Origin of the sequence: Melioribacter sp. (assembly GCF_049325435.1) — a bacterium.
GTDB lineage: Bacteria > Bacteroidota > Ignavibacteria > Ignavibacteriales > Melioribacteraceae > Melioribacter > Melioribacter roseus.
In genome coordinates this window covers 52,344-71,749 of record NZ_JBMOLD010000003.1, presented here as the reverse complement: position 1 = coordinate 71,749, position 19,406 = coordinate 52,344, and the positions used below count along the sequence as shown (strand labels likewise).

Here is a 19,406-nt window from a genome sequence, read left to right as displayed (position 1 = left end):
TTAAATATTTTTATTGTTATACGGTTTTATTATCGGATTTCGTCATGTTTTTTTTAATCTGCGCAAAAATGTTTTAGTTAAAATTTAAATGGAGATTTTTCGGGAACCTTATCAACCCGTCGATTTTAGAAAACTCCGACATTTCAAATTTCTTTTCGATACGATCAACCATAAAGAGAGGAGTAGCTTATGTTGGGACAGCATAATATCAACAAAATAGCTTTTGTAGGTAATTATCTTCCCCGTCAATGCGGAATAGCAACCTTCACTTACGATTTGTACAATTCGGTTTCCGAGCAGCATCCTCACGCGGAAACTTTCGTAGCGGCGATTACCGACCGAGGCCAAAAGCTCGACTATCCCCCGGAAGTCCGCTTTGAAATAATCAAACAGGATATCGATACGTATCAAAAAGCTGCCGATTTTTTAAATTATAACAATGTGGACGTAGTTTCGGTGCAGCATGAATTCGGTATTTTCGGAGGCAATGCCGGCAGTCATGTCCTTGCTTTAATCCGGAGTCTGAAAATGCCGGTGGTTACGACTCTTCACACAATACTTCCGGAACCGAATCCCGACCAGCGACGGGTTATGGACGAATTGATCGCTTATTCTTCGCGCCTTGTAACGATGACAGAAAAAGGAAAAAAGTTTTTGATGGAAATCTACAAAGCGCCGGAAGATAAAATCGATTTGATACCTCACGGAATACCCGATATGCCGTTTGTCGATCCGAATTTTTATAAAGACCGTTTCGGCGTCGAAGGCAAATACGTATTGCTGACGTTCGGTCTCCTTTCCCCGGGTAAAGGCATCCAATACGTATTAAAGGCATTGCCAAAAGTAATTTCGAAATTTCCGAATCTTGTTTATATAGTTCTCGGCGCTACTCATCCGAACATAATTAAAGAACAGGGCGAATCGTACAGAATGAGTCTCGAACGTCTGGCTCACGACCTCGGAATTAAAAACAATGTAATTTTCTATAACCGTTTCGTCGACGCCGAGGAACTTAAAGAATTTATAGGCGCCGCCGACATTTACATTACGCCGTATTTGAACAAAGCGCAAATTACGTCAGGAACGCTTTCCTATTCGTTCGGATGCGGCAAAGCGGTGATTTCAACGCCTTACTGGCACGCCGAAGAATTACTGGCGGACGGACGCGGGATCTTGGTGCCTTTTGCGGATAACGAAGCGATTGCCGATGAAATTATTAAATTGCTCGAAGACGAACCGCTTCGCCATTCGATACGCAAACGCGCTTATATGCTCGGTCGCGAAATGGTATGGAGCAATATTGCTCATCATTACCTGAATTCGTTCCAGAAGGCAAGAAGACAACGGGCTATTAAATCAAACGGATATTTTTCCGTCAAAACATTGAGCGAAAAGAGGATGGAGCTGCCGGCGTTTAATTTAAATCACTTGAAGAATTTGACCGACAGTACGGGAATTTTCCAGCATGCCAGTTATACATTTCCCCGCTTCGAAGACGGATACTGCCTCGACGATAATGCGCGGGCTTTTCTTTTAACCGTATTGTTAGACGAACTCGGCATTGCGGACGACCAGATTTACACGCTCGCTTCCAGCTACGCATCGTTTATCAATTACGCATACAATCCCGAAAAAAGACGTTTCAGAAATTTCATGGATTTCAGCCGCAGGTGGCTCGAAAAAGTTGGCTCGGACGACGCTCAGGGCAGAACTATCTGGGCGCTCGGCGCATGCGTCGGCAGATCGACCAAAAACAATTTCAAGGTATGGGCGCACCAGTTGTTTAACGAATCGATAAATTCCATACTCGAACTTACCTCGCCGCGCGCGTGGGCTTTTGCCCTCTTGGGTATTAACGACTATTTGAATAAAATGAGCGGCGACCGACTCGTATTGAGCATTCGCGAAACGTTGACCGATAAGCTCGTCTCGCTTTATAAAAATTTTGCCGACGATCAATGGAAATGGTTCGAAAACATACTTGCATACGACAATGCGCGTCTTTCGCAGGCTCTGATTTTAAGCGGTCATGCTATGAACAATGCGGATGCGATGAATATCGGTCTCGAATCTTTAAAATGGCTGATGGAAATTCAAACCAAAGAGAAAGGATATTTTAGACCGATCGGCTCCGAAGGCTGGTATCCAAAGGGCGGTAAGAAAGCCGGTTTCGACCAGCAGCCGGTTTCGGCTTACGATGCGGTTTCGGCTTGCGTCGACGCTTATCGCATTACGGGCGACGAATATTGGTACGATATGGCGAAGACGAGTTTCGAATGGTTCCTCGGCAGGAACGACCTGGGTCTGTCGCTCTACGATCCTAATTCCGGCGGCTGTTACGACGCCCTCCATGTCGACAGAATTAATCTCAATCAGGGCGCCGAGTCGACGCTTTCGTTCCTGTTGTCGCTTGCAGAAATTTACAGAATCGAAAATATGATTAAAACTTTCGAAAGCGTTAATTCTTTTCACAATTAAAAAGGAGTTCTGTTATGGGAAATTCCAGAAAAGAATTGTTCAAACGCTATTCCGGCAATCCGATAATTACGGTCAATGATTTGCCGTACCAGGCAAATTCGGTTTTCAATTGCGGAGCTACGAAAATCGGAGACGAAATTCTCCTGCTGATGCGAGTTGAAGACATGAGGGGAATTTCGCATCTGACCGTAGCCCGCAGCAAAGACGGTATTACGAATTGGAAAATCGACGAGAAACCGACGATGCCTCCCGAACCCGATAAATTTCCCGAAGAGATATGGGGAATCGAAGACCCTAGGATTACGTATATAGACGAACTGAAAAAATACGCCATAACGTATACGGCATACTCGCACGGCGGTCCGTTGGTTTCTCTGGCGTTGACTGAGGACTTCAAGACTTTTGAAAAGTTCGGAGCGGTTCTGCCGCCGGAAGACAAAGACGCCGCGCTCTTTCCGATTAAATTCAACGACAGATGGGCAATGATTCATCGTCCTATAATTTCGACGCCTCAATCGGCGGCTCATATGTGGATTTCGTTTTCGCCCGATTTAATCCATTGGGGCGAGCATCGAATATTGGTTAAAGCGCGCGAAGGCGCATGGTGGGACGCCAATAAAATCGGACTTTCGCCGCCGCCGCTTTTGATTCCCGAAGGCTGGCTCGTTATGTATCACGGCGTCAAAAAAACTGCCAGCGGCGCAATCTACAGATTGGGACTCCTGCTGCTCGACAAAGAGAATCCCACCAAAATATTAAAAAGGAGCGACGAATGGATTTTCGGTCCCCTTGAACCGTACGAAACCAAAGGCGACGTGGACAATGTCGTTTTCCCCTGCGGCTGGTATGCCGACGATAAAACTCTTTATATCTATTACGGCGCAGCCGATACCTCGATTGCGCTGGCTACAGCCGATTTGAACGAAGTTCGCGATTACGTTTCCAAACTACCGGAAGGCGAATCGCCGAAGAGGTGGGGTTAATTTCCCCTCCTCTTTGCTTCTTAATTTTTACGCGCCCTCTCTCGCGATTTTTTGATCAATTTACTTTTTTGTTTCAGAAATTAAACGCAAAAATTTTTCAGATATCGAAGACTATAACGGTTTTATAAAAATCGCCTTCTTTTACGATTTCAAGATTGTGAAAAGTAACGGCTTTAATTTCTATTTTAATAGACGACGGGTCGACGGTTCCGCCTTCAAGCGAAGCTATTAATTTAAGTCCGTCGTCTTCGGTTATTATATCGAGTATCGGAATATTACGGCAAAGCCATTTTTTAGTAAAAAGGAGATAATTCAACTCGCTCAGGAATTCGACGAGCAATGCTTCGTAGGACGGCGCGGAAAGCTCAATTTCTTTTATTTCTTCGGCAGAGCTTTTTTCTTTTCCGGCTACCGTTTCCTTCCATGCTTCGAATGCGGAAAGGAAAATCCCGGTTATTGATTTTCCCGTTATTTCCGCGGCTGCATCCGCCGTATGTTCAATAAATTTAAACGGCATGATCAATTCAAGTAATAACGTCCGCCGATTGCAAGATCCAGACCCAGGCTGGTGGACGGAAAAAGATTGAACACAGGTACGAATTCGAAGAAAAGGTCGATAGGAATTTTGTCGCTTTGGAATACAAGTCCGGCGACTCCTCTTGCGCCGAAAGAATTTTTATCACCGTCGACAAATCTCATTCTGAATCCGAAGCCGTAATAAAAAGGAATCGAGTACCTCGACTCGAATACGTCGTCGATATGGTAAAGATAATCCGCATGGAGCGAAACGGCGGTATGCTCTTTGGCAAACGAATAAGCTATTCCTCCGTCGACGGCTGTCGTTTGAGTAAGCCAGTATTTGCCGTTAATGCCCGTCGGCTCGCCAATCATAATTCCGATTCCGAATCCCTCTTTTTGAGCGTGCGCATTTGAAATCATAATACAGAGGAGCGCTATTGCCAGTAATTTTTTCATAAATACCCCTTGAATGAATTGCAAAATCAAAAACAAAAATAGTAAAAGAAATTAACTCCTTCGATAGTTTTTACTATTTTCATAAATTGAAAATTAAAAAATTGATTAATCAGGGGGTTCCCTATGTCCGGAAATAACGGCTATAAAAAATTAACGGAAGAGTACTCGGATTCGTTCGATTATGTTAAAAATGAAACAGCAATAATACTTGCCGCGGGGCACGGCAAAAGAATAAAGTCTAAGGTTTCGAAAATGCTCCATAAAATCTGGGAAGTTCCGACAGTCGAACGCGTTTATAACGCATGCAATAAAGGACTTCAAAACGCCAACACGATTCTTGTTGTAGGCATAAAAGCCGACGACGTAATCAAAACAGTCGGCAAAAGGCAATCGTTAATTTATGCTTATCAGGAGGTCCAGCGCGGCACCGGGCATGCCGTTCAAATTGCCCTGGAAAAAATCGACTCTTCGAAATACGACGGAACCGTTTTCATTTTTCCCGGCGACATGGGATTAATCGACCCGGAAACAGTAGCGTTTTTCAGAAACAAATTCCTCGAATCTTCCTCCGACATGATGGTATTGACCGGAATCTACGAAGGCGATATCGGGAATAATTATTACGGCAGAATAGTGCGAGTTAAAGAAAAAGACGCGGAAGGAGCTCCTTCGGGCAACGACCGGGGCAACGTTATCGAAATAATCGAATACAAAGACATTCTCAGCTTGAGCGATACGGAGCCGTACGTAACAAATTACAAAGGGAAAAACTATTCGTTTACGAAAGAAGAACTTCTCGAAATCAGAGAATTCAACAGCGGCGTTTTTGCATTCCGGTTCAAACCCTTGTCGGAATTAATTAATAAAATCTCGAGCGACAACGCCCAGAAGGAAATTTATTTGACCGACCTGATTGCTTTGTTTAATAAAAACGGATACAAAGTTTCGGCGGTTACGCCCGAAAGACAATACGCTCTGATGGGCTTCAACAACAAATCCGTTCTTCGCGAAATGGACAATATTGCGAGGGAACTCGCTTACGATAAATTGAAAGACATCGTAATGATTCACGACCCGGAAGACTTTTTTATCGACGACGGGGTGATCGAATACATAATCGAGATGGACAAAAGCGGCGAGCCCCTCGATATCGAAATAGGCAAAGGAGCGTATCTGGGAAAAGGTGTAAGACCGAATTATAACGTCAAATTCAACAAAAACTGCCACCTTTCCGGCTGCGTGGAACTTGGCAGGAATATAATCATTCACGACGGAGCGCATCTGTCGTGTTTTGAAAATCAGACGATAACGATCGGAGATAACACTCAAATTTATTGGAACGACGTTATAAGAGGACAGGTCAAAATCGGAAGCAACTGCGCTATCGAATCCGGAGTACGTATAACCGGCAGCGACGATTCGCCTGCGATTATCGGAAACAATGTGACGGTTAAAGGAACCACTTATATTTTCGGTTCGGAAATCGACGAAAATCTTCTTGTAGAACATTCAGTATTAATCAACAAAAAAGTAAAGAATCCGAACGCAGACGGTTCTCTTTTTAAGGTCAGGTTTTATATTCCCGAGACGGAAGGCGCCGAAGCAATTGAAGACAAAAAAGCCCGCATTTAGTTTGCGGGCTCCGGTTAAAAATCTAATACGCTAAGATTATTCTGCTTTGGCTGCCAATTTATTGACGTGTTTTGTGAGAGCGGCTTTCTTGCGCGAAGCGTTGTTCTTATGAATTCTTCCCTTGGCCGATTCTTTATCGAGCGCCGAAACTGCGGCTTTCAGATTCTTTTCAGCCGTTTCTTTATCCTCGGAAGAATAGACTTTCTTAATCAATGTTTTTACTTTCGAAAGCGCCGCTTTATTTCTTTTTGTTCTCGTCTCTGTCTGACGTATTCTCTTAATTGCCGACTTATGATGAGCCATTAATCTGATTTCCTGATTTTATTAAAAAACGTCTGTAAATATATTGTCTTTTTTATTCTAAATCAACTCCGGGTTCAAGCTTTAATCTGACACGGGATATTATTATTTTTGGCGTTCACAAAAATAGCGATTATGCTGAAAGTTAACGAAATATATTATTCGATCCAGGGCGAGAGCTCCAAAGCCGGTCTTCCCTGCGTTTTTGTGCGTCTCACTTATTGCAATCTGAGGTGTTCTTACTGCGATACCGAGTATGCTTTTTACGACGGCATTGACATGAGTAAAGAAGAAATTCTCGAAAAAGTGGGCGGGTACGGATGCAAATTGGTAGAGATAACAGGCGGCGAACCGCTCGTTCAAAAAGAATCGCTCGATTTAATGAAATCTTTATGCGACGCGGGATATGAAGTGATGCTCGAAACCGGCGGAAGTCTTCCGATCGACAACGTCGACAAGCGCGTTATGATCATAATGGATTTGAAATGCCCTTCGAGCAAAATGGAAAAGAAAAACCGGTACGAAAACGTCGAATTCCTTAAACCGGGCGACGAAGTTAAATTCGTTATCGGAGACCGCAATGACTACGAGTGGAGTCTGAACAAAATAAAAGAATTCGAACTCGACAAAAAGTGCGGCGTCCTTTTTTCCGTCGTATTCGGAAAATTGGACCCCGTTACGCTGGTTAACTGGATACTGGAAGACAAGTTGAACGTTCGTTTTCAGTTGCAAATGCATAAATATATCTGGAAACCCGAAACCAAAGGTGTATGATGAAAATAGCAAAAGAATTCAAATGGGAGATGGGACATCGCCTTCCCTTTCATAAAGGGAAATGCAAAAATCTTCACGGACACACTTACCGGTGCATGGTGGAAATTGACGGCGCGCCGGACGAAAACGGCATGGTGCTCGACTATTACGAACTGAAAAGAATAATCGACCCGATAATCGAAGAGATGGATCATTCGTTTATGGTCTGCTCGAAGGACACGGAGCTGATGAACATTTTGAAATCGCTCGAAACGAAAACCGTCGTTGTCGATTTCGATTCGACGGCGGAAAATATTTGTCTCTATCTGCTCGACAGAATAAAAAAAGCCGGACTTCCCGAAAACATCAAAAAAGTGAAAGTCCGGGTGCTCGAAACGGAAAACAGTTACGCCGAGGACGAATTAAGTTTGAGATGATTTGATTTCTGCCGCCACTTCTGCAATAACCGGAAGAGCCGTACCCGCTTTTTCGTAAATCGAATAGTTCACCACGCTGCTTATTTCCGTCGGTTCAATATTTATTTCCACCAGATACGAACCCGATTCTCTCGCCGTAAAAGGTATGTATGCTGCGGGATAAACGACTGCGGAAGTGCCGACTATAAAACAAATATCGCTCAAAGCCGCCGCTTGCTCTCCTCCGGTAAATTGATCCTGCGGCAGCATTTCTCCGAACCAGACTACATCCGGGCGAATCAAACCGCCGCATCTTTCGCATTTGGGAATTCCTCCGCGGAATTCCAATTCAGGCGAATTGTAAAAAGTTCTGCATTCTATACAATAATTACGTTCGATATTCCCGTGAAGTTCGAAAATTTTAGACGACCCGGCTCTTCTGTGAAGGTTATCGATATTCTGAGTAACCACCGTAACGTCGTAATATTCTTCCAGTTTTGCTATAGCCAGATGCGCCGCATTCGGTTTTGTGTTCGAAATTATTTCCTGACGGTGTTTGTACCAGTCCCACACCAATTTCGGATTTCTGAGGAACGCGTCGAAATTTGCCAGCTCTTCGGGCTTCATTTTATTCCAGATGCCGTTCTGTCCGCGGAAGGTGGCAATGCCGCTTTCGGCGGAAATTCCCGCGCCGGTAAAAAAAACGAGTTTTTCCGCATTCCTTAGTTTTTCTATAAACTCTTCTTTCAATTCCTCGCGTTTCATATTATTCGTCTTTAATTTCCTCCAGCAAATCCTTCGCTTCCTGTTTTCTGACAGAGTCGTCTTCGTCCTCGACAGGGCTTTCGAGAGCTTTTTTCAACATCTTTCGCGCAGTTTCATAGTCGTCTTCGCGAATTAACGAATGAGCGTAATCGACATAAAACATTACGAAATCCGGTTTGAGCTCAATTGCTTTTTTATATTCTTTGATTGCAATTTCGTTATCCGCCCAGCCGAGACCCAGCACAGAACGGGCGGGTTTCCATTTTTCGCTCGTCTTGGCGTGAGTGCGAGCCAAAACATAATGAGCGATTGCCTGGATATCGTTCCCCCCGTTGCCCAATTCGATAGCCTTTTCGAGGTCGGCTTTGACGGAATTTACAACGGAAGCAACCGAAAAGACTCCTTTGTAGAGAGCGATTCTGCCGTTTGCTATCGCTCTTCTTAAATATGTAACGGATTTATCGGGAGCGGCTTTAACGGCTTTTTCGGCATATTCGAGGGCTTTCTTATACGTATTGAGTTGTTCGTCTTTTTGCTCGTCGGTGCTCGAAGGCATATGCTCTCCGATATCGACATAAGCCCGACTGATTCGCCAGAGGACTTCATAATTTCCCGGTTCCAGTTTTTCCGCTTTTTTGTAGAACTCGAGCGCTTTTTGATTGTCAAACTTTTTGTAGTAAGAATCGCCTTCCGAAATGAGTTCGCCTGCTGTCTGGGCTTGCAGCGTAAAGAACGGCAGTAATAAAAATAAGAAAACGATATTTAGTTTTTTCATAACAACCCCGCCTGTTTTATGGATGATTTTCTTCCTCGCTAATTTCGCCCTCGTTCGATTCTCTTTTTTGCAAGTCTTCCGGAATATAAAGATTAGTTTCCGCCAGATAAATATATTTGGTCCACTTTTTATCGCCCTCGCTCTCGGCTATAATTGCGTTTTTATAAGCGTTAGCCTTTGCGCTCAGCTCGTCGGCGTGATACAATACGATTGCTTCGAGAGTTTTGGGAACTACCGGGGAGGCAAATTCGAGTTTTCCCTGATGACTCAATATCAAATGGAGCGTTTGATTCTTCAATTCTTCCGGGAAACCTTCGATTTTATCGATTGCTTTTTCGACTTCGATTGCCGCTATTGTAATATGTCCCAGCAGACTGCCTTTATCCGTATATCCGAAGGCTTTCTTGTAGTCGAGTTCTTCGGTTTTGCCGATATCGTGAAGCAACGCGCCAGCAATCAGCAGGTCGCGATTTATCTCTGGATGAAAAGTCGCTACGAGGTCGCATATTTTTACAATTTCGAGCGTGTGTTCGAGCAAACCGTGAATATATGCGTGATGCCACGACTTACCTGCGGGCGTCATAATAAACCGCTCTTTAAGTTGTCCGTCGAATACCGAATCGATTAATTTTTTCAAATACTCGTTATTAATTGAATTCGTGACGCGTTCAAACTCGTCGAGCATTTCATCGAGCGGGCGTTTCGAGACGGGCAGAAAATCTTCGAGTTTTATTCCGTCTTTTTCGTCGGCCACTCTCAATCTTGAAATTTTAATCTGTTGCCCGCCGTTGTATTCCGAGAGCGTCCCCTGAATTTTAATAATTCTTCCCGGTTCCAATTCGTCTTTAACGTTTTCAAAATTCTCCCACATCACCGCCTGGAATGTCAAGGCTTTGTCTTTGAGCTCCAGGGATAGATAAGGCTCGCCGTTTTTCTTGGTTTTAACTTCGACCTTGGAAACAAGCAAAAACGCAATAAACTCCTCGTTAACGTTTACTTCGCTTATCTTTTTAATTTCCATACCTATACCTGTTTAACCACGCAGTTAGCCGGCAGCTTCAAAAGAATCGAACGTTTGAGCAGGTCTACGCTGACCGAAAGCCACTTTTCGTTGTTATGCTGAGTTACCTGTCCGATAATTCCGGCAAAAGGTCCTTCGATTATTTTTACTTTGGAGCCGATTTCAATTTTGTCGGACACAAAGACTTCTGGTTTTTCCTTAAGCAAGATTTTAATGTTATCGATCTGCCATTCGGGAATAACGGAGGGTTTTCCTTCGCTGCAAATTGTTTTGACAATCGAAGGCTGATGCAAAGCCGTAAGCCGTTCTTTTTCGTCGGCTTTTATAAAAATATACCCTCGGAAGAGCGGTTCTTTGATTACTTTTTTACGATCGCTCCATTTACGAACGACTTCGATTACCGGAAGATAATGCTCGATATAGAGTTCGTGAAGCTGCTGTTGAGCTTTGAATTCGTGCCTCGGTTTTGTGTAGAGCGCAAACCAGTTTCGTTTGCGCGCGTCCTTTTCAATCATTTTACACCCTCATAAAAATAATGAATCTTTAATTGTATTTTTAAATTCGTCGGGTTCGAGAGGTTTGACAAGAACTTTGAAAACGCCCTGCCTTAAATATTTTTTGGCGTTATCGTCGTCCTGTTCGTTCATCAGAATAATAAACGGAATATTTTTATGCGCGTCGTGTTTATAAACGGCTTCCACGAGCTGGAATCCCTTCATCAGCGGCATTTCGTGATTGGCAATTATTACGGCAGGCATCCGTAGTTTTAGAAATTTGATAACGTCGTATCCGTTCTTAACGAGTTTAATTTCGAAATGGGGCAAATTTTCGTTTATCAGCTGAGTTATGCAATTAATATCGTCAGGGTCGTTTTCGACCAGAAGAATCAGGTATTTAGCTTCGGGCACGGTAAAATGGAATTCGCTTCCTTTTCCTTCTTCGGAATAGAGCCAAACTTTGCCGTTGTGTTTGTCGATAATTTCTTTCATCAAAGTCAGACCGAGTCCGCTTCCTTTTTCGCCTTCGGTGCCTGCAAGCGCGAATTTCTGGTCGATGCGGAATAACTTGGTTTGATTCTCTTCGGATATGCCGAGCCCCTCGTCTTTGACCACTATTTCGATCATGCCTTCTTTGAAACGCTGAGCAGTAATATTGACTTCTTTGCCTTTATGAGAAAATTTGATCGCATTACTGACGAGTATTACGACAGCTTGCGAAATTAGCCGTTCGTCGGCGTACATATAAAGATTATGCGGGATGTTAATTTGAATCGATATGTCTTTTCGCACGGCGTCGCCCGTCAGCGTTGCAACGGCGTTTGCAATAGTGGTCCTTACGTTCAATCTGGAGGCTTCCACTTTTACCCTTCCCGTCTGCAGCCTCGACCAATCGAGCAGACAATTAATCAGATTCAACTCGCTCTTGGAAGCTTCGTAGATATATTGAATATACTCGTTTCTTTCTTCTTCGGGCAAATCTTTTTCGTTTAAAAGAATTTCGGAGAATCCCAGCAGCGTGGTAAACGGCGATTTAAGATCGTGGGAAATGATTGAAATGAATTTATCCTTGTTCTCGTTGATTTCTTTTAATTTTCTGTTTTCCGAAGCTAATTCTACTTCCCGCTTTTTAAGTTCCGTAACGTTAAACACAATACAGTCGCGGCGGATAATATTTCCTTCGTTGTCTCTAACCGATTTGATAATCTCTTTCAGATAAAGCGTTGAACCGTTTTTGGCGAGCGCTTTGTATTCGATTTCAAGTTTATTCATCGAAGAATCGCCGTCGTATCCGAGCAGCCGGTTTCTCAGATACTCCGAATCCTCGTCTGCAACAAGCGAGAGATGACCTTCTTTCATACTCTTCAATTCTTCCGCGTTATAGCCGAGAATCAGCTCTACATTATCCGAATAGAATTCAATTTCGCCCTCTTTCCAGATACAAACGAAAAAATCGCGCGAGTCTTTACCGATGTAATTAAGAGTGTCTTTGTCCAAATTCCCGCTTGTCATAATAGTAACGCTTAATTTTCAGGCAAATATAAAAAATAATTGCAATTACTTCATTACTAAAGGGAACCTATTTAAATTAGCGGACGTTTAGCAGAAAAAATTTGAGAAACCGAACATGAAGAAATTAATATTAATCCTGTTGATATTTTCAGGCGCAATTTTGGCGCAAAGCGGAAGAATTACGGGACGCGTTATCGACAAAGATACAAAAGAGCCTCTGCCCGGAGTAAACATAATATTAATCGGCACCAATAAAGGCGCAGCGAGCGATATCGACGGTTATTTTGAAATAAACAATCTCGAACCGGGCAGATATCAAATTAAGGCTTCTTCCATCGGCTACGAACCGCTGATAAAATCAGAAATTATCGTTACCAACGTCCGTCCGGCGGATTTGTTGATCGAACTGAAGCAGAAGTTAATAGAGATTGAAAGCGTTACCGTCAGCTCGGGCTATTTTAATACCGACCCTTATGAATTAAACAGTACGGCAAACTTCAGTTACGAAGAGATACGGCGCGCCCCGGGCGGATTCGAAGACGTGATCAGGGCATTGTCCGTACTGCCCGGCATTGCTCAGGCGAGTCCGGGACGAAACGATCTCGTTGTGCGCGGCGGGGCGCCTTCGGAAAATTTATATCTGGTAAACGGATATCCCGTGCAAAACATAAATCATTTCGGCAGCCAGGGCGCCACCGGAGGACCTTTGAGTTATGTCAATCTCGATTTTGTAAGGGAAACCAATTTTTCAACGGGCGGTTTTTCGGTAGCCTACGGCGACAAGATATCATCCGTTTTGAGAATCGATTTGAGAGAAGGTCGCTCCGACCGGATTGGCGGCAAAGCCACAATTTCCGCCACTCAATTCGGGCTCGACCTCGAAGGGCCTGTATCGGAAAACTCCAGTTTTATCATTTCAGCCAGAAGAAGTTATCTCGATTTCATTTTCGACGCGGCGGGATTTAACTTTGTACCCGAGTATTACGACGCCCTCGCAAAATACGATCACAAAATCGACGCGCAAAATTCGCTCAGCTTTTTATTTATCGGAGCTTTCGATAAGGTTAAGTACAATAACAACAACTCCGACGACATATACGAAAATTCGCGAATACTCGGTTCAAATCAGAACCAGTATTTAACCGGTTTGTCTTACAGGCATATCTACGAAAAAGGTTTTTACGATATTTCTCTCAGCAGAAATTTCTTCGACAACAATGCGTCGCAGAGGGACACGAATTTCAATCCCATTTTTTTGAACAATTCCATTGAAGGCGAAAACACTCTCAAGTTCGACGCCGTTTACAAAGTTAGCAGCAAATCGGAAATCAATTTCGGAGCCGAAGTCAAATCGGTAAAATTCAAAACGGACATCTTTTTCCCGCCGTTTGTAACTTCGTACGGCGACACATTAAACGTCGGAAGTGTGAACATGAACGAACGATACGGCAAATATGCAGCTTATGTTCAATACTCTGCGACCGCGGGGATGTTTTTATTCAGCGCCGGCTTGCGGGCAGACTATTACGGTTTTCTGAATTCCGGTTTTTATCTCTCTCCGCGTTTTTCGGTTTCTTATATGCTCGATCCCTCGCAGATTGTATCTCTCTCGGCTGGCGTATACTATCAAAGCCCTTCGTATATATGGCTGGCGGGCTCCGAAGAAAACAAGAACTTAAAAGCAATTAGAGCAAATCAATTGATTGCAGGGTACGAACTGAAATTGCGAGAGGACACCCGGCTGAGAGCCGAGGCATATTACAAACTCTACGGCGATTATCCGGTCAGTCAATTGAGGCCTTATCTGATACTCACGAACACGGGAGCCGGATTCAGCGGCAGCACAGATAATTTTTCTTCATATGCTCTCGAGCCGCTTAGAAGCGCCGGCAAGGGATTTGCAAGAGGCGTCGAAGTTTCCGTACAAAAAAAATCTTCGGACATTCCTCATTACGGAATATTGAGCTTAACCTGGAACGAATCTTACTTCACCGCGCTGGACGGCGTAGAAAGGCCCGGCAAATACGACCAGAAATGGATTATCAACTTGAGCGGCGGATATATCTTCACTCCCACATTCGAAGGTTCTTTGAAATTCAGATTCGCAACCGGAAATCCGTATACGCCTTTCGAACCCGACGGCAGTCAACTTGTAGAAAAATATAATTCTCTTCGTTTTAAGCCATTCCATTCGCTCGACTTGCGATTCGACAAAAGATGGCATTTCGAAAATTTTGCCCTGATAACTTATCTGGACATACAAAACATTTACAACAACAAAGCCTCAAACGAAATCAGATGGGACGACAGAAAAAAAGAAGTCGACGCGCAATCTTCCATCGGCATTTTGCCTTCAATCGGAATCAGTCTGGAATTTTAATTGTTTGTTATAGTTCCACAGTCTGATTAAATTTAACTGTCAGATAATAAATTAATACCGCCATGAAGGAATTGATTCCGATACTCTTGTTTATCAGTTTTCAACTGATTTATGCGCAGGAAATAATTATACAGGAAAACGAAACCGGATTTTGTTCCGTCGACGGCAAAATCGACAACAGCGTACCCGGATACACAGGCGAGGGATTTGCTGACACCGATTTCGGCATCGGCAAAAGCATAAGCTGGCAAATATACGTTTCGGAGAATAAAGAGTACTCGTTCGTCTGGCGTTATGCCGTTGGCGGCAGCGACGACAGGAACGGGCGTCTCGTAATCGACGGAGCCGTCGTTCTCGACACCATCTACTTCCCTTCTACCGTCGATTGGAAAAATTGGCGCGAGTCCGACACTCTGAAAGTTTATCTCGAAAGCGGGAGCCACAAAATAAGAATCGAGGCGTTGTCAGAAAAAGGGCTCGGCAATTACGATTATTTCAAGATTATAGGCGGCGCAACGCCGGACGACTGCGCTCCTTCCTACACGGTCAAAGTTAACGCAAACAATCCAGGATGGGGCGCCGTTTCGTACGCTCCGGTTAAAGATTATTACGACGCCGGCTCGCAGATAACTCTAACGGCTCATTCAAATCCCGGATATTTCCTGGACAGCTGGACGGGGAGCCACACTTCAGCGGACTCGGTCTTCACAATTACAATTGACAGAAACGTCGAAGTTACGGCGCGATTCTTGCCCGACGGAGTTACTCAGGATACAAATCTTATCGGATATGCCGGAATTCAGGACGACAGAGGGACAAGATTCACTTTAACCGGCGGCTCGCTCGGCGACACGGTTAAAGCTTATAGTCTCGAAGATCTTAAAAAGTATCTTGCAAGCCCGGAACCTTATTACGTTGAGTTCGAAGGCAAGCTCGAAGGCAACGACGCAATAATAATAACTTCCGACAAAACATTGGTCGGAACCGGAGATAAAAACTATCTGAAAGGGATTGAACTTTCCGTAAACAACGCGCGGAATGTAATTATAAGGAATATTACGGTTTCGCACGTCGCCCCTCAGGACGCATTGGAAATTAACGGAAAATCTCAAAACATCTGGATCGATCATTGCGAATTTTTTTCGGATAAAAACCACGGCGTCGATTATTACGACGGTCTGCTCGACATCAAAAACGAGTCGTCGTTTATTACAGTTTCATGGTCTCATTTTCACGACCACTACAAAACCATACTTATCAGTTCCGGCGACCAGCAAATTGCCGACACCGTAATTCGAGTTACGTTTCACCACAATTATTTCAATAATTGCGAGTCGAGGCTTCCGAGCGTTCGCTTCGGAAAAGCACATATTTTCAACAATTATTACAGGGGTTGCAATACGGCGGTCAATACCCGAATGGGCGCGTGCGTAAGAGTTGAAAACAATTATTTTGAAAATGTCGGCAAAGCCGTAATGTCCGATTACAGCGCCGAACCCGGCTATGCGTTTATCGAGAACAACATTACCGTCAACAGCTCGATAATTACTCCCGATTTATGCGAGTACGAAGTTCCCTACGAATACAAACATAAACTAGATCCTCCCGATATACTTCCCGGATTGATTGCCGACAACGTAGTTACCGAAGTCAATGAGAACGTTATAAACAACGAATATTACATTGCGAATTACCCAAACCCGTTCAATCCGTCGACCACAATCGAATATTACCTGCCGGAAAATTCGTTTGTAGAACTTAAAATCTACGACATACTCGGAAGAGAATTAAAGACACTGGTTAACGATTACCAGAATGCGGGACGGCACAAATACGCCCTCTCTATCGACGATTTGAATCGTTCGGCTTCGTCGGTATACTTCTGCAGACTCAAGGCGCGCAATTATTTCAAAACAATTAAACTGACGCTTCTGAAATGAAGACTAAGCTCTTAATTGAAATAGTAAAATAAACTAATTACTTTTGTAGCTGCAGGGTATCATGATAGTTATTATAATAAATCTTTGACAAATCGACTTCAATAAAAATAGAATGTGAGGGCTTTACAATGAAAGAGAAAATGTCGTGGGCCATTTTCCTTTTATTAATTTCTAATATGGTATACGGGCAGGGCATATTTACGGTTTCAACCGACAAACCGGAATATTCATACGGCGAGAAAATTGTAGTAAAAATGACATTTCAAAATAATACAGACTCCTCATTTAATTTCTGGGCAGATCCGTATTGCATAACTGAATTGAGTTATATCGGAGTACGTCTGGATTTGAATTGTTCTCTCGCCGACGGCGAATTTTCTTTTCCGCCGGGTAAATCTCAAACTTGGCGCTGGGTGATAGATCCTTCAGTTCATGGCGTTCCAACTGAAGACGGAGATCAAAAAATAGTCGGCTCTTTTTTGCATTTACTAAGCGATACTGCGTCATTTAAGGCTCCTAAATTTTATGGCGGTCGACTCAGAGTCGTATTAAGAAATAACGTAAGTTATGAAGATATTGCTGGATTAATGGATAGTATAAATGCAACTTTAATCAATGTCGACGGCTACATTAATGACAATTGGAATCAAACATGGCAAATACAAGGATACTCGATAGATAGCTTGGCTGGAATATTAATAAATGACAGACGTATAATAAACGCCGAACCCTTAAGAATTATAAAACTCGACACAACCTATATTACCGGAGTTGAGACGGATAAATTACCCGACAGTTATCTGCTTTACCAAAATTACCCAAACCCGTTCAATCCGTCGACCACAATCGAATATTACCTGCCGGAAAATTCGTTTGTAGAACTTAAAATCTACGACATACTCGGAAGAGAATTAAAGACACTGGTTAACGATTACCAGAATGCGGGACGGCATAAATACGCCCTCTCTATCGACGATTTGAATCGTTCGGCTTCGTCGGTATACTTCTGCAGACTCAAGGCGCGCAATTATTTCAAAACAATTAAACTGACGTTGCTGAAATGAAGTGTTATCCGGTTTCCAAGCAGTACCCGCTTTAATCGCGCTATGACTCTAATATTCGATAAAATAAGCGAGCAGTCCCACTACAATCAGTATAAGTCCGGTGATTAATTTATCGTGATGTTCGAGGAATTCCCATTTGAGCTTGCTCATTCCCTTTCCGACGAGATAAACGAGCAGCATCATGAAGAAAACCGTAACGAAGAAATAAACGACCGAAACAATGGCAATCCCGGGCCAGCCGAGCCTGCCGGCGGTCAAATAATATACTTCGATTTCGAGACACGGAGAGAAGAACATTGCAATCATCAAAGTAATTACAATCGACTTCTTGCTCTTTTTCTTTTCGATTATATTATCGACGTCGATATGGTGATGCTTGTGAGGATGTTTAATGAATTTATGACGATATTCGAGCGCAAGGTAAATCAATCCGAGTAAAATTAAAACCGCCGGAGCGAAGAGATGCGTTATCACATGATACGATTCCGAAAGTTTATAACCTACAATCCCGACAATAATTCCGATAATTACGGTGCTTAAAGTGTGCGAAAAGCCTGTCACCGCGGTAATTTTAAGAGTCTCGTTTCGCGACCATTTCTCGGCTTTGCCGATAGTTACAATCGGCAGCCAATGGCTCGGAATCAACGCGTGAGCCAGACTCAACAAAAAACTTCCGATTAAAACTTGTATGTACGGATTCATCAATCGCTATTTTTTTGAATGTAATTATACGCAATTAAATTATAACTTCGACAGGTTAGATGCTCGAGACGGGCTAAAAATTCAGAAACAATTCATTTTTTATCGGGACGTACTCTCTCGTATTGCAAACAATTTCTTTAAGGCGCATTTTGGCATAGACGAATTTTCCTTCCGGTTTATGCCAGACGGCTTCGCCGTACGAGGCGAGTTTTGCTTCGCCGAAATTGCGATAATCTTTAACAGGCGTACTCCATCTGTAATTCACGTATGTTTTGCCGTCGGCAGATTCGTATCTGTCGTCCGACTCGAAATTGACCAGTTCGCCTTTTGTGTTAAAATAAAGACGAGCTTTGATTCTGTTGCCGGCGTTTTCGAAAAACGCATCGACGGTCAGAGAATCAACGGGGAACCATTCGATCTTTGGGTCGATCAAAGCGGCGGGAGCAAAGAGGCAAATGTCGTTGAACATCGTTACCGTTTCGCTTTTATTCATAATTTCGCCCTTTGCCTCGGCTACCGTAAAAAACGACGCGAGTTTAATTCTCATTACCGCGCCGGAATCGGCGTAGGTATGCAAACCTTCGAACGGAATTCCGTAGAGAGAAGACCGGATATAATAGAAGCGCGCCGGATTGTCGATAAAATTGTATTGCATTGAACGGTATTTGAGAAATTTTGAATCCGGCGCGGTTTTAATTTCTCCCTCGGCGACTGCTCTGAAATTATAAACCCGCGGTTTTCCCACCGCTCCGGTATAAATCAAATATTTTTGTACCGGAGCGGGTAAATGTTCAATATCGGCAAAAGCGACAACGCCCTGCCCTCCCTCGCCGGAAATTCTTTTGACAACTTCCGACTTTAATTCTTCTTTATAACCGATAGGAAGAGAATCCGCCGCCGTTATTATTACAGGAAGAATTAAAATAAGATTGGCGATCGTACCGAATTTCGCATCCCGCCAGTATTTTACAATGAGGAATTGCGAAACTGCAATTCCCGATGCGCACACAGCCCACCAGCAGATAAAATCGTTCGAATATAACACAGCGGCTGAAAGGAGCAGAAGCGTAGCAAGCAGCCATAATATTCCGTCTCTCTTCGAAATGTAACTCTTAAGTTCTTCGACTTTCATCAGGTCGAACGCTTTGATAAAACCGAGCAGATGAATAATTCCGTGAACGCTCAATATAACCAGAGCAAAAGTGCGCATTGT

At 43.5% G+C, this 19,406-nt stretch carries 18 protein-coding genes; 8 read left to right on the top strand and 10 right to left on the bottom strand.

Going from position 1 to position 19,406, the window contains the following annotated elements; genetic code table 11:
- Positions 1–189 precede the first annotated feature (189 nt).
- Positions 190–2,478 (top strand): glycosyltransferase family 4 protein, encoded by a 2,289-nt coding sequence (locus tag ACOYVE_RS03385; protein ID WP_422880764.1) that lies wholly within the window; start codon positions 190–192, stop codon positions 2,476–2,478.
- 14 nt (positions 2,479–2,492) lie between these two features.
- Entirely contained in the window at positions 2,493–3,461 is a 969-nt protein-coding gene (locus ACOYVE_RS03380; protein ID WP_422880763.1) for a glycosidase, read from the top strand.
- A gap of 97 nt (positions 3,462–3,558) precedes the next feature.
- Here the strand turns inward: ACOYVE_RS03380 and ACOYVE_RS03375 are convergent, their stop codons facing one another.
- Together ACOYVE_RS03375 and ACOYVE_RS03370 are read right to left on the bottom strand one after the other, a co-directional pair.
- Entirely contained in the window at positions 3,559–3,978 is a 420-nt protein-coding gene (locus ACOYVE_RS03375) for an archease (protein WP_422880762.1), read from the bottom strand.
- A gap of 2 nt (positions 3,979–3,980) precedes the next feature.
- The gene (locus tag ACOYVE_RS03370; protein ID WP_422880761.1) at positions 3,981–4,436 is read right to left on the bottom strand and encodes a hypothetical protein; all 456 of its coding nucleotides are present in this window, start codon (positions 4,434–4,436) and stop codon (positions 3,981–3,983) included.
- 123 nt (positions 4,437–4,559) lie between these two features.
- Between ACOYVE_RS03370 and ACOYVE_RS03365 the strand changes: the two genes are divergently transcribed.
- A complete protein-coding gene (locus ACOYVE_RS03365; protein WP_422880760.1) occupies positions 4,560–6,068 on the top strand; it encodes an NTP transferase domain-containing protein in 1,509 nt (502 codons plus the stop codon).
- A gap of 36 nt (positions 6,069–6,104) precedes the next feature.
- Here ACOYVE_RS03365 and rpsT read toward each other — a convergent pair whose 3' ends face one another.
- Positions 6,105–6,371, bottom strand: coding sequence for a 30S ribosomal protein S20 (rpsT, locus tag ACOYVE_RS03360; RefSeq protein WP_422880759.1), 267 nt, complete (start codon positions 6,369–6,371; stop codon positions 6,105–6,107).
- Between the two features lie 132 nt (positions 6,372–6,503).
- Between rpsT and queE the strand changes: the two genes are divergently transcribed.
- Positions 6,504–7,142: a 7-carboxy-7-deazaguanine synthase QueE gene (queE, locus tag ACOYVE_RS03355; RefSeq protein ID WP_422880791.1), complete on the top strand. Its 639-nt coding sequence runs from the start codon at positions 6,504–6,506 to the stop codon at positions 7,140–7,142.
- Complete coding sequence (locus tag ACOYVE_RS03350; protein WP_226990968.1) at positions 7,139–7,558, top strand: 6-pyruvoyl trahydropterin synthase family protein; 420 nt, start codon at positions 7,139–7,141, stop codon at positions 7,556–7,558. The genes queE and ACOYVE_RS03350 overlap by 4 nt, the downstream gene beginning before the upstream one ends.
- On the opposite strand, the gene ACOYVE_RS03345 is transcribed toward ACOYVE_RS03350, so the two are convergent.
- Genes ACOYVE_RS03345 through ACOYVE_RS03325 form a run of 5 tightly spaced genes read right to left on the bottom strand, consistent with a single transcriptional unit; the run spans position 7,544 to position 12,107 of the window.
- Positions 7,544–8,302: an SIR2 family NAD-dependent protein deacylase gene (locus ACOYVE_RS03345; RefSeq protein WP_422880758.1), complete on the bottom strand. Its 759-nt coding sequence runs from the start codon at positions 8,300–8,302 to the stop codon at positions 7,544–7,546. The genes ACOYVE_RS03350 and ACOYVE_RS03345 overlap by 15 nt on opposite strands.
- A gap of 1 nt (position 8,303) precedes the next feature.
- A complete protein-coding gene (locus ACOYVE_RS03340) occupies positions 8,304–9,077 on the bottom strand; it encodes a tetratricopeptide repeat protein (RefSeq protein ID WP_422880757.1) in 774 nt (257 codons plus the stop codon).
- Between the two features lie 16 nt (positions 9,078–9,093).
- Positions 9,094–10,098 carry a 3'-5' exoribonuclease YhaM family protein gene (locus tag ACOYVE_RS03335; protein WP_422880756.1) on the bottom strand — a complete coding sequence of 335 codons (1,005 nt, stop codon included), beginning with the start codon at positions 10,096–10,098 and terminating at the stop codon, positions 9,094–9,096.
- Positions 10,099–10,100: 2 nt separating this feature from the next.
- Positions 10,101–10,613, bottom strand: a complete 513-nt coding sequence (locus tag ACOYVE_RS03330) for a UpxY family transcription antiterminator (protein WP_014855237.1) — start codon at positions 10,611–10,613, stop codon at positions 10,101–10,103.
- Positions 10,614–10,622: 9 nt separating this feature from the next.
- A complete protein-coding gene (locus ACOYVE_RS03325) occupies positions 10,623–12,107 on the bottom strand; it encodes an ATP-binding protein (protein WP_014855238.1) in 1,485 nt (494 codons plus the stop codon).
- 115 nt (positions 12,108–12,222) lie between these two features.
- Between ACOYVE_RS03325 and ACOYVE_RS03320 the strand changes: the two genes are divergently transcribed.
- From ACOYVE_RS03320 to ACOYVE_RS03310, 3 genes are all read left to right on the top strand, one after another.
- Positions 12,223–14,487: a TonB-dependent receptor gene (locus tag ACOYVE_RS03320; RefSeq protein WP_014855239.1), complete on the top strand. Its 2,265-nt coding sequence runs from the start codon at positions 12,223–12,225 to the stop codon at positions 14,485–14,487.
- Positions 14,488–14,549: 62 nt separating this feature from the next.
- The gene (locus ACOYVE_RS03315; protein ID WP_014855240.1) at positions 14,550–16,427 is read left to right on the top strand and encodes an InlB B-repeat-containing protein; all 1,878 of its coding nucleotides are present in this window, start codon (positions 14,550–14,552) and stop codon (positions 16,425–16,427) included.
- A gap of 128 nt (positions 16,428–16,555) precedes the next feature.
- A complete protein-coding gene (locus tag ACOYVE_RS03310) occupies positions 16,556–17,491 on the top strand; it encodes a T9SS type A sorting domain-containing protein (RefSeq protein ID WP_014855241.1) in 936 nt (311 codons plus the stop codon).
- Between the two features lie 48 nt (positions 17,492–17,539).
- Here the strand turns inward: ACOYVE_RS03310 and ACOYVE_RS03305 are convergent, their stop codons facing one another.
- Entirely contained in the window at positions 17,540–18,154 is a 615-nt protein-coding gene (locus tag ACOYVE_RS03305) for a hypothetical protein (RefSeq protein ID WP_422880755.1), read from the bottom strand.
- A 112-nt stretch (positions 18,155–18,266) separates the two neighbouring features.
- Positions 18,267–19,403 carry a DUF6544 family protein gene (locus ACOYVE_RS03300; RefSeq protein WP_422880754.1) on the bottom strand — a complete coding sequence of 379 codons (1,137 nt, stop codon included), beginning with the start codon at positions 19,401–19,403 and terminating at the stop codon, positions 18,267–18,269.
- Positions 19,404–19,406: the final 3 nt, after the last annotated feature.

Excerpts from the sequence above, each read along its gene's own strand:
- ACOYVE_RS03385 (WP_422880764.1), top strand. The coding sequence starts at position 190 with ATGTTGGGACAGCATAATATCAACAAAATAGCTTTTGTAGGTAATTAT.
- ACOYVE_RS03380 (WP_422880763.1), top strand. The coding sequence starts at position 2,493 with ATGGGAAATTCCAGAAAAGAATTGTTCAAACGCTATTCCGGCAATCCG.
- ACOYVE_RS03375 (WP_422880762.1), bottom strand. The coding sequence starts at position 3,978 with ATGCCGTTTAAATTTATTGAACATACGGCGGATGCAGCCGCGGAAATA.
- ACOYVE_RS03370 (WP_422880761.1), bottom strand. The coding sequence starts at position 4,436 with ATGAAAAAATTACTGGCAATAGCGCTCCTCTGTATTATGATTTCAAAT.
- ACOYVE_RS03365 (WP_422880760.1), top strand. The coding sequence starts at position 4,560 with ATGTCCGGAAATAACGGCTATAAAAAATTAACGGAAGAGTACTCGGAT.
- rpsT (WP_422880759.1), bottom strand. The coding sequence starts at position 6,371 with ATGGCTCATCATAAGTCGGCAATTAAGAGAATACGTCAGACAGAGACG.
- queE (WP_422880791.1), top strand. The coding sequence starts at position 6,504 with ATGCTGAAAGTTAACGAAATATATTATTCGATCCAGGGCGAGAGCTCC.
- ACOYVE_RS03350 (WP_226990968.1), top strand. The coding sequence starts at position 7,139 with ATGATGAAAATAGCAAAAGAATTCAAATGGGAGATGGGACATCGCCTT.
- ACOYVE_RS03345 (WP_422880758.1), bottom strand. The coding sequence starts at position 8,302 with ATGAAACGCGAGGAATTGAAAGAAGAGTTTATAGAAAAACTAAGGAAT.
- ACOYVE_RS03340 (WP_422880757.1), bottom strand. The coding sequence starts at position 9,077 with ATGAAAAAACTAAATATCGTTTTCTTATTTTTATTACTGCCGTTCTTT.
- ACOYVE_RS03335 (WP_422880756.1), bottom strand. The coding sequence starts at position 10,098 with ATGGAAATTAAAAAGATAAGCGAAGTAAACGTTAACGAGGAGTTTATT.
- ACOYVE_RS03330 (WP_014855237.1), bottom strand. The coding sequence starts at position 10,613 with ATGATTGAAAAGGACGCGCGCAAACGAAACTGGTTTGCGCTCTACACA.
- ACOYVE_RS03325 (WP_014855238.1), bottom strand. The coding sequence starts at position 12,107 with ATGACAAGCGGGAATTTGGACAAAGACACTCTTAATTACATCGGTAAA.
- ACOYVE_RS03320 (WP_014855239.1), top strand. The coding sequence starts at position 12,223 with ATGAAGAAATTAATATTAATCCTGTTGATATTTTCAGGCGCAATTTTG.
- ACOYVE_RS03315 (WP_014855240.1), top strand. The coding sequence starts at position 14,550 with ATGAAGGAATTGATTCCGATACTCTTGTTTATCAGTTTTCAACTGATT.
- ACOYVE_RS03310 (WP_014855241.1), top strand. The coding sequence starts at position 16,556 with ATGAAAGAGAAAATGTCGTGGGCCATTTTCCTTTTATTAATTTCTAAT.
- ACOYVE_RS03300 (WP_422880754.1), bottom strand. The coding sequence starts at position 19,403 with ATGCGCACTTTTGCTCTGGTTATATTGAGCGTTCACGGAATTATTCAT.